Annotated in this window: 1 protein-coding gene; it reads right to left on the bottom strand. The window is 67.4% G+C overall.

What is annotated here, in order from left to right; all coding sequences use genetic code 11:
• On the bottom strand, positions 1–462 hold a 462-nt coding region (locus AC0L3B_RS38330), incomplete at its 3' end, for a SulP family inorganic anion transporter (RefSeq protein WP_473382766.1).
• Between the last annotated feature and the right edge of the window lie 51 nt (positions 463–513).

A 513-nucleotide genomic window follows, 5' to 3' on the forward strand; every position in this document is an offset into this window, starting at 1 on the left:
GGTCGGCAGGCCGCCGGCGATGTGCGCCATGTCGCCAAGGGTGCGGGTGGGCAGGCCGAGCAGGTACACCGCCAGGCCCACGCCGAGGATTGCCACCAGGGCAGGCGGCACGGCGCGAGTCAGGCGCGGCAGCAGGTAGACAATGGCCATGGTGACCGCGACCAGAGCGACCATCACGTACAGCGGCGTACCGCTGAGCCAGGTTTCACCGCGCTTGAAGTGCTCCAACTGCGCCAGCGCGATGATAATCGCCAGGCCATTGACGAAGCCCAGCATCACCGGGTGCGGCACCATGCGCACCAGCTTGCCCAGGCGCAACAAGCCGAAAGCGACCATGATCAACCCGCCCAGCAGCACGGTCGCCAGCAGATACTCGACGCCGTGCTGCACCACCAGCGCCACGATCACCACCGCCATCGAACCGGCCGCTCCGGAGACCATACCGGGGCGACCACCGAACAGCGCGGTGAAACCTGGCTCAGCGGTACGCCGCTGTACGTGATGGTCGCTCTG

It is taken from the genome of Bradyrhizobium sp. Kon56, from assembly GCF_055807635.1.